Below are 13,556 nucleotides of genomic sequence, written 5' to 3'. Positions count from 1 at the left end.
GCCGCCCGCCAGCTGGGGCGCGCCGCCCCCGCCGCCGGCGCCGCCGCCCGGGGCGGCCGGGGCGTTGCCGCCGGTCACCTGCGCGAAGCTGGCGGCCAGCCGGTCCAACACCCCCTGCGCCTCGGCGACCAGCCGTTGTTTCTCCTCGCTCTGCCGCCCGGCCGCGCCGACGGCGGCCATCCCGACGTCCTGGCCGGCCGGCGCCTGGGACGCCTCGGCGTACTGCTCCTCCAGCAGCAGCGCCTCCTCGGTGGCGCCGGCGGCGGCGTCACCCGCCGTCTGGAGCTGGTTGGCGATGGACATCGCCACCGCGCTGGCGCCCGAGGCCCAACTGGCCGTCTCCGCCATCCGGTCGGACAGCTCGATCAGGCCGACGCCCGGCTCGGCCGCCGCGCTCTCGGCGGCGCCGGCCAGCCGGTCGTTCTCCCCGGTGCCGGCGCCCGCCAGCGCGATCCACGCGCCGGCCGCCGCGTACATCCGGATGTGCCGGGCGCTGTAGATGTCGTCGACTATGCCGTGGAACGCGTCGTCGCTGCTCACGCTTCAGTACACCTCCTGGCGCTGACCGCCGCCGCCCGAGCCGCTGTTCATCAGGCCGTTGAAGTAGTCGACCGCCCCCGAGGCGTCGTTCAGCCGCTGCCCGGCCGACGCGTCCGTCTCGTCGGCGATCGCGGCGGCCTCCCCCGCGCTGGCCTGGATGTCCGCCACGGTCACCCCGGCGGCCTCCACCTCGGTCAGCATCGCGCGGGCCGCGCTCTCCAGCGCGGCCTCCGCCTCCGAGCCGCCCGGCACGGTGCCGAACAGCCCCCTGGCGGCGGCGATGTCGATGAACTTCTCGCGCATCGCCGCGAGTTCGCCGCTGCCCCCGGCGGCGGACTCGGCGTCCCGCATCGCGTCCGGGTTGAGTTCGACGTCGCCTGACATGCTCCGGCCCGCCTTCCTGCTCTTCGGATTCGTGTGCTTCCCCGGGCGGCCGGACCCGCCCGGCCCCCGTGGAACGGAACGGGACCAGGCCGTGTCCGTGACGTCTCGCCGGGCCCGCGACGCCATACGCGGCACCTCGCCGCGTTACCGCATCGCGCGAACACGGCCAGGTATGAGCTGCGATCCGGCGCCTTGCGACGCACCGCGTCCAACGCCGCGGTCTGATCCGACGAGACTTTACGGACCCGACCTAACGCCCGCCGCCGGCGGCCCTGACCATCGCCGCGCCGCCCTCGTTGCCGATCGTCTGCACGTCCCGCATCGCGCGGTTCTGGCCGCTGACGCTCTCGTCGAAGCCGCCGGCCTCGCGGCGGAACTGCTCGTCCCGCTCGCTGAGCACCGAGGCGATGGACGCGTCCACCTGCCCCTGCTCGATCAGGGACGTCAGCTGGGTGTGCACGTCGTCCCAGATCTCCTGGTACCGCTCCTGCTGGCCGGTGGTCGCCGACTGGATGGCCTCAAGGCCCTCGTTGCCGAACCGGATCATGCCCTCGCCGTAGCCCATGGGTGCTGTCCTCTTCCTCGCTGCCTCGTCGCTGCCTGCTGGTGTCACCGCCGCCGAACGGCCGTGCGCCGCACCGCCGTTCGTGGAAACCGCCGCCGTTCACGGAAACCGCGTGGCGCCGTCGCCGACCGGCCGGCCCCCGTGGACGGCCGGTCGGCGGGTCGGTCGGCCGGTTCCGCCCGGCCGTGCGTCAGACGGCCTGGGCGATGCCCGCGTCGGGGGTGATCCCCGGCGTCTGCACGCTGTTGAGCACGCCCTGCGCGTCCGCGTCCGTCTCCCGACCGGTGGTCGCGGTCAGGCCCAGGTCCTGCGAGAGCCCGTCGAGCGCGGCGGCCAGGGCCTGGCCGGCGCGCCCGAGGTCGTCGTAGGTCTCCATGGCGCGGCTGGTGCCCGAGCCGTTGTAGGCGGTGGACACGTTGGCGCTGTGCCCGCCGATGCCCGTGGCGACCTCCTCCATGTCGGTGTAGGCCTGGTTGATGATCGCCATCACCCGGTCGACCTCCTCGGGTGAGAGCTTGATCTCGTCGCCCATGGCGTTCCTCCCCGTCACTGGTGTTCGCCGCTGATGTTCACCGTCGCAATGCGCGACCGCGCGGAACATGCCGCGCCCGGTCGTCGCACCATGGTGGAACACCCGGCGCAAAATTGCACCCGCATCTGTGTATCAGAACTGTAGCAACGGCAAGAACCGCAGGTGTCCATGATGTTGGCCGGTCAGCCGGCGAGATACCGATCCGTTATTCGCACTCGCAAGTGGCTGTTCTCGCGGCTGTTGAGGTCCTCGATCACGGCCTTCGCGTGCATCTCCTCGACGTGTGCACTCGCTTCCTCACCGAGGCCGCGCAACGCCTCGGCACGCCAGGTCCGCTGCTGGGCCACCACGAACGGGTCGAAGGGCTGCTCGGCCGCGTGGGCCATCCCCCGCTCGCTCCAGCGGACCGCCTCCTCGTACTCGGCGACTTCCAGGTGGTACTCCGTCAACACCCCCGCCGCCATGGTCCGGTCCCAGGCCAGCCGGGCCGCCGCGTAGTTCGCCAACAGCAGCTCCCTGGCCCGGTCGTGGTCGCCGAGATACAGGTGGCAGCGGGCCAGGTTGTTGGTCAACGGGATGCGGAAGTCGTCGTAGCCCTCGGCGTCGACCTCGGCCAGCGTCTCCTCCGCCAGGCCGATCGCGTCCGCCAGGTGCCCGGCCGAGCCCAGGCAGGGCACCAGGTTGAGGGTGGAGCCCAGCGCCTCCTCGGTCCGGCCCAGCGAGCGGAGCACCGTGATCGCGTAGCGCAGCAGCGCCGCGCCGCGCAGCCCCTGCCCACGCTGCCCCCACAACTTGCCCAGCTGGCCGAGCGTCACGGCCTCGGCGAACCGGTCCCCGCGCCGCCGCGCCACCGTCAACGCCAGCTCGCACAGCCGCGCCTGCGCGCTCCAGGCCAGCCGGGTGCCGAAGTAGGTCTCCAACGCCCGCGCGCTCTCCAGCGCGAAGTGGGACAGCGGCGCGCCGGCCAACGCCCCACCCCGGTCGAAGTCGGGCACCGAGAGCTGCTCGGCCAGCGCCAGCACGTCGTCCAACACCTCGTCGGCCCAGGGCAGCGCCTCGTCGACCGAGGTGAACGGGCGGCCGGCGGGGAACCGGGCCGCGCCGTCCTGGTAGCGGTTCCGGTAGGTCGTGCTCAGCGCCATCGGCAGGTTCAGCCGGTAGAGCGAGCCGGCGTACCAGTTGGCCAGCGCCGCCAGGCGCGCCCGGTGCCACTCCCCCGGCATCCGCGCCGCCGCCCAGCCGGCCGCCGAACGCAGCAGGTCGTGCAGGGTGTAGACGCCCGGCCGTGGGCAGTCCACGATCCGCGCGTCCGCCAGCCGGTCCAGCGCGGCGCCCGCCTCCCTGGCGGTGACGTCCATCAGCGCCGCCACCGAGCCGGGCGTGTAGGAACGCACCGCCGCCGCGCCCAGCGCCGGGAACAGCGCGGCGGCCAGCCGCTCGTCCTCGCCCCGGCCTGCGGCGAGTTGGTCGATGCTCACCATCAGGCTGGCCCGCAGGTCCAGGTCGTCGCCGGTCAACTCGTCCATCCGGCGCCGCTCGTCGCGCAGCGGGCCGAGGAAGTCGGCCACCCGCCAGCCGGGCCTGGCCGCCATCCGGGTGCCGATGATGCGCAGCGCCAGCGGCAACCGACCGCAGAGTTCGACCAGTTCGGTCCACTCGTCGGCGGTGCCCCGCTCCTCCTCGTGGCCGCCGGCGGCCGCGATCGAGCGGACCAGCGCGACCGCCTCGTCGGAGGCGAGCGTGCCCAGGCACAGGCGCAGCGCGCCGGGCACCCCGGCGAGCAGGGCGCGGCTGGTGACCAGCGCGGCCGAGCCGCCCTCCGTCGGCAGCAGCGGGGTGACCTGGGCGCCGTCCACCGCGTTGTCCAGCAGCAACAGCACGCGGCGCTGGCCCAGTTCGGCGTGGTACGTCGCGGCCGCGCCGGCCTCGTCCGGCATCTCCTTGCCGGGCGTGCCCATCGCGGCCAGCAGCAGCCGGCGCGCCTCGGACACGGTCAACGGCGGGTTGCGCGGGTCGGCGCCGCGCAGGTCCACATAGAGCAGCCCGTCGGGAAACCGGTCGGCCAGCTCACGGGCCGCCCTGACCGCCAGTGTCGACTTGCCGACCCCGCCGGGGCCGTCGATCAGGCAGACGGCCGGCGCGCCCGAGGCGTCGGTCAACCGGCGGCGCAGCCGGCCGAGTTCGACGGCGCGGGCGACGAACGTGCCGATCCCGGCGGGCAGTCCGGTCGGCGCGGGCGGCGGGTCGCCGGCGGTGGCGCGTTCGACGATCCCGGCGAAGGCGGCCGCCTCGCCGCCGGCCTCCCCGTCCCCGTCCCCGGGGAACGGTCCGGCGGCCCCGGGGAACGGTCCGGCGGCCCCGGGCGTGGCCTCCTCGGCCCAGGGCTCGGGTTCGGCCGCCGGGGAGTCGCCCCGCGCCCACTCGGAGGCCGGGGCCTCCTCCTCCAGGCGCAGCTCCACCTCGGCGCGCAGCCGCAGGGCGCGCGACCACAGCAGGCGCAGTCGGCCGCGCTCGACCTCCCGCAACGGGCAGTCGGGCAGGCCCATCAGCGGGTTGCCGGTCCACAGCGGAAGGACCTCGTTCAGCGCGGCCAGCGCCGCCTCCGGACGCGTGGGCGCCAGCGCGTCGGCGCGGCGCAGCGCCCCGGCGAACCGGCCCACGTCCGTGGTCTCCGGCGGCACGTCCAACACATAGCCGCCGGGCAGCGTGCGGACCGTGCCCCGGGGCAACACCGCGCGCAGCCGCGCCACCTGGCGGCGCAGCCGCCCGGCCGCGCCCTCCGGCGGCGTCGGCCCCCACAGCTGCCGCGCCAGCTCGGCCGTGCGCACCAGTTCCCCCGGATACAGCGCGAGCGCCGCCAGGGTGGCGCAGGTCAACGGCGCGGTCAACGGCAGCGCCCGACCGCCGTCGCCGAGCACCCGCACCAGACCGAGCAGGCGGATGTCCACGGGTACCCCCAACGAGCCATGCCGTCGACCAGATCGGCCGACGTCGCCATCCCCCGTCATTCCGTCGCTGTTCGAGGTGTGATCGTCGCACGACGGCTCAGCCGGTGAAAAGGCTCGTCCGACTTATCTCACCACCGACGACCGGCCGCCGGCCGGTGGCCCGCCCCCCGTCGGCCCCTCGCCCGCCTCCGACCCACGCGAGTCGGGGGCGTTCTCGGGAGCGCGGCCACCGCCACGTGCCGTGACGGCGAGATCCTCCAACAGGAGGTCCACCACGAGTTCCTCGACGACGGAGATGCCGTGCTCGGCGATGGCAACCGTCAGTTCGGGGTCCCACGGCGCTTCGGTGAGACGGCCGGGCGGAGGACCGTGCGGGGCGCGAGCGGCCGCCGCGCGGTAGTCGGCGGCCGACATGCGCCAGGGGCGGGCCGGTGTCCGGGCCAGGAGGTGGGCCGCGATGCGAATGCCCTCCCCGTCGAAGTCGCCGTGATAACGGAGGACGGCGGCGCCGTCGGCGAGCAGCCGAAGCAGCAGCAGCACCGCGCTGTTCGGCCAGCCGGACGTACAGACGAGCGGTGGACAGCGGGTGCCGAAGCGCCGGACGGCGAGGGCCAGGACGCTCGGATTCTCCACGATGGACACGACGGGTCTCGCCTCGGCGTCGAGGGCGAACCCACCCGGAGTCCGCAGCTGGGCCAGGGTCAGGCTGGCGGCCTGCCCCGCCTCCGCGCACAACCGGGCCAGGCGAGCGAGCGGGCCGTCGCCGAGCGGGCGCAGCCCCGCGACGAGGACGGTGGTGGACAGTTCGTCGTCCGCGATGCCCACGCGGGCCCACTGGGCGCGCCGGTCCGCCGCCGACCGAGGTGGGTCGGTGTCGTGGAGGGCGGCCAGGGCGCGCAGGACCAGGGAGGAGAGGCGGGTGCCGTCGTCGAGTGCGTGGGAGTCTCCCCGCAGCACGCGCGCGGCGAAGGCGGGCAGGGGCTCGGCGGGGGCGGGGAGGGCGTCGAGAACGCTGAGCGCGTCGGTGAGCAGGGACCGGGTGGCTGTCGGTGAACCGTCGACCAGGCCACCCGCCCGGCACGACGCGGCCCAGGCGGCGAGCGCGGGTTGTGCGCGCACGGTGGGATGGTCGTCGAGCCACGCCCACAGCTCGGCTCGCTCGGCCTCTCGGCGGCGCCTGGTCTCGGCACGGTCGTCCAGGGGCCCGAGGAGCGCGCTGACGGTCTCGCGCACCGTGTGCCCGGAGAGTTCGGTGACCGCCTCCTCCAGGCGGGCCAACGGAACGGAGGGCCGCACGGCCGGGAGACGGTCCATGCCGAGCAGATCGGCCAGGGCCTCGCGCTGGGCTTCATCGAGCGGCCCCAGGCGCACCCGGGTGACGGGGCGGCCCGAGGAGAGACGGTCGTGGACGGCCCGCCACACCGGTGCCAACTCCGGGCGCCGCACGCCTTCCTGACCCCGCCCCGAGCCCGGGGGCGTCACTCTGCCTCCCAGTCGCTGCCGCTCCAGACGAAGCGAGCGCTGGTGACCGCGTCGTCACCGGCGCCGGTCAGCAGCTGGTGCACCGCGATCCCCGGCAGTTCCCGATAGGTGCACCACTCGTGGTCGGAGGTGAGCACGAGGTCCAGATCGAGCGCCGTGAGCAGCGCGAAGATCTGTCCACGGTTGACGGTGTCCACCCCGACGAAGACCTCGTCCAGCAGGATCGGGCGAGGTGCCAGCGGAACCGCCTCGTAGTGGGCGGCGACGGCGGCGAACAGCGGCAGGTGCAGCGCGATGGCCTTCTCCCCGCCGGACAGCGCGCCGTGCAGCTTCTTCGTCAGCGGCTGCCAGCCGGCCCCGTTCGCCCGGTCCAGGCGAACCGTGAACCGGTGCCAGGCCGTGTAGTCGAGCACCTCGCCCAGCTGCTCCTCCCAACTCGCCGCCGTGTTGGCGGCCTTGGCCTCCTCGATACGAGCGCGGAAGAAGGCGTGCAGGGCCTCCCGGTCGGCCTCGGTCGCCCTGCTGGGGTCCTTCAGCAACAGCTCACGGGCCGTGCGCGTTCCGTCGGGCAGATCCGGACGAACGTCCCAGACGAGCCGCACCGCGACCCTGGACGCGGTCCGGACACGCTCCAGATGCCCGTTCATCCGGTCGACCAGCTCATGGGCTCGACGGATACGGGCCGCGAGGTGGCGGCGGATGTCGCCCGTGAGGATCTGGTCGAAAAGACCGCGCTCGGCGGCCGTGATGTCGTCGCGGCCACGGTCACGTTCCTGGGCGAGCGCGCCGAGCAGACCCGACGCGCCGACGCGCGCCCCGTCCAGGGAGGCGGTCAGGAGTTGGATGTCGTCGTCGGGCTCCAGTTCCAGGTCAACGCGGGCGCCCAGGCGTTGGCGGGCCGCGTGGACCGCCTCGGAGAGGCGGGTCGCGGCATCGCTGAGGTGACGCGGGGCATGAGGCAGATCGGCCCACCGCGCGGCGAGGGCGCGAGCCGCCTCCAGGGTGGCCCTGGCACCGCCCTCGTCCCCGGGGCGCTCCGCGAACCCGGCGTCCTCGGCCAGCCCCGTCGCGCACAGATGGCGGAACCGTCGCACCGCCTCGTCCCGGGTGGCGACCGCCGACTCCCGCCGTTCGGCGTCCTGCCTGCTGGTGGCCGTCAACTCCCCGATGCGGTGCTGGAGGCGGAGAAGGAGGCTCTCCGCGTCGGCGGCCTCCTCGCGGCAGCGGCGCAGTTCCTCGCGCGCCTCGCCGACCCGGGCAACGACCTGTCGATAGTCCTCTCCGACCGTCGCGGCCACGGCCTCCAGGCGCGCGCGAAGCCCCGCGGCCGTGCTCTCGGCGTCCGCCGCGTCCCGACCCCGTTCTTCGGCCTCGCCCCGTGCTCGATCCGCGTGCTCCGCCAGTTGGCGGGCCGTGTCGGCGGCGGCGCGCGCGGCCAGGCGGGCATCCACCCAGGCGTCGGTGGCGTCCCGGAACTGGTCGATCGCGCCGGACAGTTGACGCAGCCGGCCCCGGTCCGTGGGCAGCCCGTGCTCCACGGCCCGGTGGGTGAGCGCCCGCAGGGCGGCCTCGACCTCGTCCTCGGCCCGGGCCAGACGCGTGGCCGCGTCCCGCACCGCGTCGTCCCTGGCCGCCACGCGTTCCTCGGCGCGCGCCAACGCGTCGCCTCGGGCCCGAAGCTCCCGGTGGTCGGGACGCGCGGCACGATCGGCGTCCAGACGGGCCCTGCGGGTGGCCAGGTCGCGCGACTGGTCGTCGAGGGCGGCGATGAGGGAGTTCATCTCATCAATGCGGCCCGCCACTTCACCGATCCGGCGCTGCCGAGCCCGTTGGCGGGCCAGGGCACCGATGTGGGCGGGCTCCGGCTTGGCCCATGTGCCGGTGGCGAGCGCCAGGCGCCAGGCGCCGTCGGCGGACACCGCGACCGGGTGGTCGCCGCCGCGCGGCGTGCCATAGGCGATGCCCGCCAGGAGACGTGTCACGGTCTCGGCCGGCACGGGAAGGTCTTCCGCCGGGCGCAGCACGTCCAACAGGCTCGGGCCCGGCGCGGGCCGGGCCAGGGCCGCGTCGACCCGGGTGTCGTGGCCGGGTAGCGCGCCCCCCTCGTCGGGAGAGACCCAGGCGTCCAGCAGCCCCGACGCCTCCAACGCCGCCTCGACGCCGGCCCGCGCGGAAGGGGGGACATCGTCGCGGAAGGCGACCAGCCGCCACAGAGGGGCGCCCGGCAACGTCGTCCGGTCGGTGGTGCGGGTGAACGGAGGCGCGGGTGGCAGATCCGTTTCCTGGCGCAGCCCAAGCAGCTCCGCCTCCGCACGGCGCAACTCGTCTGCTCGTGCCTGCCGTTCGGCCCGCACGGTGGCCTCGGCGGTGGCGATCTCCCGTTCCACCGCGCGGGCGGCGGCCTCCGTCAGAGCCAGCACCTCGGGCTCCGCATCGGCCAGGTCGGCCAGGTGGTCCGGGTCGGCGACCCGCAACTCGGCACAGGACGTGGCCCAGGCGCGCAGCCGTTCCGCCTGCGCGGACAGGGCCTCGTCCCGGGCGCGGACCGCCTCGTCGCGACGGCCCATCGCCTCCGTGAGCCGGCTGCGACAGCCCTCCAGCGCGTCCTCGGCGGCCTCGCGGTCCCGCACGGCCGTTTCGTGGCCGTCCAGCACCTCGCTGACCTCCGCGATCTGCTGCCGTCGTGCCTCCGCCGCGCCACGCGCCAACTGGCGTGCCCGGCCGGCCCGTCGCTCGCCCGTGGCGCCGCCGCCCGCTTCGGCGCCGGTCGGTGACAGCGCCTCCTCCTCGGCCCCGGCCGGGGCGCCCGGCTCCCCCAGGAGCGTCCTGACCTCGTGGTGGACGGACTCCAGACCGGCCGCCCTGGCGGCGGCACGGGCCTCGTCGGTGGCCTGCTGGGCGTTGGCGTCGAGGGTGCGCGCGCGGAGCGCGGCCCGCTCGGCGCTTCGCTGGCCGTCCAGGGCGCGGCTCTCGGCTTCCCGCGCGCTGGCGCGCCGCGCGAGGGCGGCGGTCGTCGCCTCCTCGACGCGGCTCCGCAGGCGGTCCAGTTCCGCGCCGCGTTGGTAGGCGTCGCTCTCCCGCAGGCCCTCGATGGTCTCTTCCAGGGTGTGCGCGCGCTCCGCCAGCTCCCGGCGGCGCTCTGCGGTCGACGTGTTCTCCGCCTCCGCGCGTTCCAGTTCCTCCGCACTGAGGCGGGCGACACGGGTGAGGTTGTCCATTTCGGTGGTCGCGGAGATCAACGCGGCAGCGCCGGCACGCAGCACCCGCCGCGCGTAGTCACGCTGACGGGACGCCACGGAGCCAGCCGCCTTCACCTCGTCGTCGAGACGCGTGAGGTACTCACGCTGGCGATCCAACCTCTCGAAGCCTTCCGCGAGTTCAGCGATCTCGCCCTCCCCCAGCGGCGGCAGTGCACGCGAGAGCAGCGTGGAGAGGAGGGAGGGATCAAGCCGTTCCGAGAGTTTTGGCTGACGTAGCTGAAGCAGGGCGGACAGGAGCGAGTCGTAGCGCTGCTCCCCCATGCCGGCGAAGAGCGTCCGGCGAACCGCCGTGCGGTGTTCGGCGGGCGACGGGTGAACCTCCCCCCGGTCGCCCAGCGCCGCCACGAGCGCCGCGCGGGTCAGGGGCTGCCCGGCCTCGTTGACCAGGAACACGCCCCCGGGCCGGCCGATGCGGGCGACGGTGGTGAAGTAATCCGCGTGCGCGCCGCTGGTGTGCGTGCTCGCCTGGAGGCGCGCCCCGCAGCTGAACCACCGCTCGGCGCCGTCCTCGTCCACGCGACCGAACTCGATCCAGACATAGCCGACGCGGGTCTTGCCGGTGGCGCCCTCGCCCATCAGGTTCCAGTGCATGGTGCGCTCGGAGCCGCCGAACGTGGACAGCCGATGCGGGCGCAGACTCGCGTCGAACAGGAACGGCAGCAGAAGCTCCAACGCCTTCGACTTCCCCGAACCGTTCTGGCCACGCAGCAGCAGCCGCCCCCGGTGAAAGGTTAAGACCTCGTCGTAGTAGCGCCAGACGTTGAGGATGCCCGCGCGGTGCGGACGCCAGCGGCCCCCGTCGACGCCCCCAGGTCCGGCCGGAGTCGACTGTGGCCCGGTCACCCCCTGCCGGCGCGGCAGCGGAAGCTCCGTCACGCTCATGCCGTGTCTCCCCTCTCGTCCGGGCGGCCGGGTTCCCCGCCGCCGCGTTCGCCCTCCGCGGCCCCGCCGGACGTCTCGGCCAGCCGGTAGCGAAAGGCCGCCGGACGCGCGACGACCCGATCACCCGCCTCCCGGAGCAGCCCGGCGTCACGCAGTACGCGCACCGCGTCCCGTACGAGCCGCTCCGGGCCCTCCTCGGACCGGTACGCCTTCGCCCACCCGGGAAAGCGGCGCAGCAACTCCACCCCGAACGCGTCGAGTTGCTCGGGCAGCATCCCGGCGGGCGCCGCGCACAGCGGCTCCAGCAGAAGGAGCGCGGCGACCCGTGCCGTCGAGGAGTCATCGGGGAAGCGCTGGTCGGTGGCCAGCGCCTCCGGGTCGACCAGCAGGAACCCCTCCGCGCGCTCCTCCAGCACGAAGCCCGCCTGCCCGACCGTCCGAAGCAGGAGCTGGCGCCCCGCCAGGGAGGTGACATACGCCAGCTCCTCCTCGGAGAGGTCGTCCCGGTACAGCACCGGTTCGTCGAAGAGTCGACGAAGCACCGAGTGGCGCAGCCGCAGATTCCGCTGGGCGGCCGAGACGGGTGACTCGGGGCCCTCCTCGTCACCGGAGTCACGGGCCGCGTCGGGGACAGGGCCGTAGCGCGGCTCCCAGACGAGTCCGGCGAGGAGTTCACCGAACCGCGCGGGCACCTCCTCCGGGTCAACGGCCAGCCGGGAGGCGCCGACCGGCGCCGTGGGCAGTCGCAGCAGCAGGGTGGTGTCGACCCGATAGAGAACCTTGGCCTCCGCCGACTCGACATAGGCGTCGGTCGCCCCGTCCACGGCCCGCACCACGCCATAGGACTCCAGCAGCTTCAGAACGTCGACGAAGGCCATCCGCTCCCGCCGTTCCACCGGCGCGAAGGACGGCAGCGCCCGATCGGTCGCCGTGGCCCGCACAACACGGTCAGCGAGCAGACCGATGGTCGTCACCGGCATCGACAGCAGCTCGGCCGCGACCACACACAGCAGCACATAGCGCCTCCGGTCGAAGGGCGCCCGGCCGGAGCGGGTCCTGCGGGCCGGCCGCGAACCGTCCGCGCCCGTACGGACCTTGGCGAGGCGGGCGTATCCGCGCCGGGGCTCGACCACCAGGCTCCAGCCGCAGGCGTAGTCGAACCACCGGGCGAGCGTGGGATGACGCCGGCGCACCAGCTCGAACCCGGCGGGGTCGGCCTCGGCGGTGAGCAGGGGGTGCGCCAGCAGCAGCCGAACGCCGCGCGCGATCTCGGCCGCCTCGGCGGCGGCGAGTTGGTTGGTGAGCTTGCTCATCCCAGCGCCCCCCGCCGCCCCGCCCCCGGAGACGGGAAGGCGTCCGCTCCGCCCGCCACGCTGATCCGGACCACATAGTCGGGGCCGGCCAGCGAACCCTCCGCGGTGTGCAGCACGGCGGTGCGGTCGTCCGGCGGGGGAGACAGAAGGACCTCCACCTCGCCGTCGCTCGTCACGCCGCGACGCAGCCCCCCGGAGTCCGGCCGCGCCGACAGGGCCCGGCCCAACAGGTCGAGCAGCAGCTGGAGCACCCCCGGGTCCAGCGCGCCGAAGGACGACAGGCGGACGGCGCCGTCCGTCACCAACTCCCGCCAGGCCCGGGCGAGGGCCGCGCGCTCCGCGCGGGCGCGCTCGGCCCGTTCGGCCCTGACCGCCGCCACATCCCGAACCCGGCCCGTGCGGGTGAACCGCTCCGTTCTGCCCCTGGTCCGCAGCAGCGCCGACACCTCCACCGGTTGCGCCTGCGCCCAGGGCAGCGACGGCGATATCAACTCAGGGTCCGGATGGGCCAGATGTGCGTGCCGCGCCGCGCCGAGTCCGAACGCGGCCGACCACAGCCGGTGGAGATCCTCCTCGCTGGGCGCGGCGGCGAACCAGCGGGCCAGCTCCCGAAAGTCCCGCACGGCGCTTGAGGAACGGCGGCGAGACTCGTTGATCCGCTCCAGCACCCGCATCAGCGAGACGATGGCTCGTCGAGCGATGTCGTGGAGCTGGTCGATCCGGGGCCGTGTCCCGTCCTCCGGTAGGAACCACGCCCGCAGGCCGGCCCAGCGCGCCCGTCGGCTCTCCAGCCAGCCGGGGACGGGGTCGGCGCCGGCTGACGGCGGCAGCTCGGCTCCGCGCAGAGCGCGCTCGCGCAGGTCGGCGACCCCGCGCCGCTCCACCCGGGCCACGGCGTCCGCGACGGTCTCCGCCCGGCGGTCGAGGTTGACCAGGAACTCCCTCAGATAGGCGACGGTGGCGGCCTTGACCTCACGGAACACGTCCAGGTCCGCGCCTTCGGCCCGCAGCAGCCGCTGCAACTCACCGTTGAAGGCCTTGGTGTTCTCCACCAGGGCCTCCAGGTGCCCCTCCAACTCCCGTAAGGTGCTGAAGATCCGGCGATCGGCCGTGGCCGGCTCGTCGCACAGGAGGCACAGCTCGTCGAGACGGTCGGCGATCGCCTCCAGCACCGCCGTCTGTAGGGCCCCCGTGGAAGCCAGGACCTCCAGGGCGTGCCGGACCCCGGCGAGAGCGGCCTCGCCACGTCGAGTCAGCGAGTACTGGAGATTGCGTCGCTCGTACTCCTCGGCCGTCCGATAGTTCTCCGCGTGGTTGTGGACGACGTCCAGCAGCTCCCACGCCACCAACTGCCGCAGCGCCTCGTACAGCTCCTCGTCCTCGACCGCCGCCAACCAGCCAACGACACGCAGTCGTTCGCGCACGGCGTCGAACCCGAGTGCCGTCTCCAGATGCTCGCCGGCCACCCCGAACGCCTCAAGCAACGCGCCATACAGGTCGGTTCGCTCCACCGTGGTGAACCGGAACATCTCCGGCGGAACCCTACGCACCCCCCGGTCGGCCTCCTCCCCAACGGCCTCGACGTCATCTGGCAGACCACGGTAGACGACAGCGCTGACAGTCGCGGGCGAAACCAGGACATCGGAACAT

8 protein-coding genes and 1 pseudogene are annotated in these 13,556 nt (G+C 74.3%); all 9 read right to left on the bottom strand.

Annotated elements, in window-relative coordinates; translation table 11 throughout:
- Positions 1 to 540 (bottom strand): annotated as a pseudogene (locus tag EBN88_RS06685) (hypothetical protein); the annotation flags it as partial.
- Positions 541 to 543: 3 nt separating this feature from the next.
- Positions 544 to 924 (bottom strand): hypothetical protein, encoded by a 381-nt coding sequence (locus tag EBN88_RS06680; protein WP_122182877.1) that lies wholly within the window; start codon positions 922 to 924, stop codon positions 544 to 546.
- A 250-nt stretch (positions 925 to 1,174) separates the two neighbouring features.
- Positions 1,175 to 1,489 (bottom strand): hypothetical protein, encoded by a 315-nt coding sequence (locus tag EBN88_RS06675; protein WP_122182876.1) that lies wholly within the window; start codon positions 1,487 to 1,489, stop codon positions 1,175 to 1,177.
- 190 nt (positions 1,490 to 1,679) lie between these two features.
- Entirely contained in the window at positions 1,680 to 2,021 is a 342-nt protein-coding gene (locus tag EBN88_RS06670) for a WXG100 family type VII secretion target (protein WP_122182875.1), read from the bottom strand.
- Positions 2,022 to 2,203: 182 nt separating this feature from the next.
- Positions 2,204 to 4,969 carry an AfsR/SARP family transcriptional regulator gene (locus EBN88_RS06665; protein ID WP_122182874.1) on the bottom strand — a complete coding sequence of 922 codons (2,766 nt, stop codon included), beginning with the start codon at positions 4,967 to 4,969 and terminating at the stop codon, positions 2,204 to 2,206.
- A gap of 123 nt (positions 4,970 to 5,092) precedes the next feature.
- Positions 5,093 to 6,415 (bottom strand): TIGR02679 family protein, encoded by a 1,323-nt coding sequence (locus EBN88_RS06660; RefSeq protein WP_233580501.1) that lies wholly within the window; start codon positions 6,413 to 6,415, stop codon positions 5,093 to 5,095.
- Positions 6,416 to 6,447: 32 nt separating this feature from the next.
- On the bottom strand, positions 6,448 to 10,593 hold the full coding sequence (locus EBN88_RS06655) for a TIGR02680 family protein (protein ID WP_122182872.1): 4,146 nt from the start codon (positions 10,591 to 10,593) through the stop codon (positions 6,448 to 6,450).
- A complete protein-coding gene (locus EBN88_RS06650; RefSeq protein ID WP_122182871.1) occupies positions 10,590 to 11,906 on the bottom strand; it encodes a TIGR02678 family protein in 1,317 nt (438 codons plus the stop codon). The genes EBN88_RS06655 and EBN88_RS06650 overlap by 4 nt, the downstream gene beginning before the upstream one ends.
- A complete protein-coding gene (locus tag EBN88_RS06645; RefSeq protein WP_199742282.1) occupies positions 11,903 to 13,435 on the bottom strand; it encodes a TIGR02677 family protein in 1,533 nt (510 codons plus the stop codon). The genes EBN88_RS06650 and EBN88_RS06645 overlap by 4 nt, the downstream gene beginning before the upstream one ends.
- Between the last annotated feature and the right edge of the window lie 121 nt (positions 13,436 to 13,556).

The organism is Streptomyces triticirhizae (genome assembly GCF_003696235.1).
Classification (GTDB): domain Bacteria; phylum Actinomycetota; class Actinomycetes; order Streptomycetales; family Streptomycetaceae; genus Streptomyces; species Streptomyces triticirhizae.
This window is presented reverse-complemented; position numbering and strand designations above follow the sequence as displayed.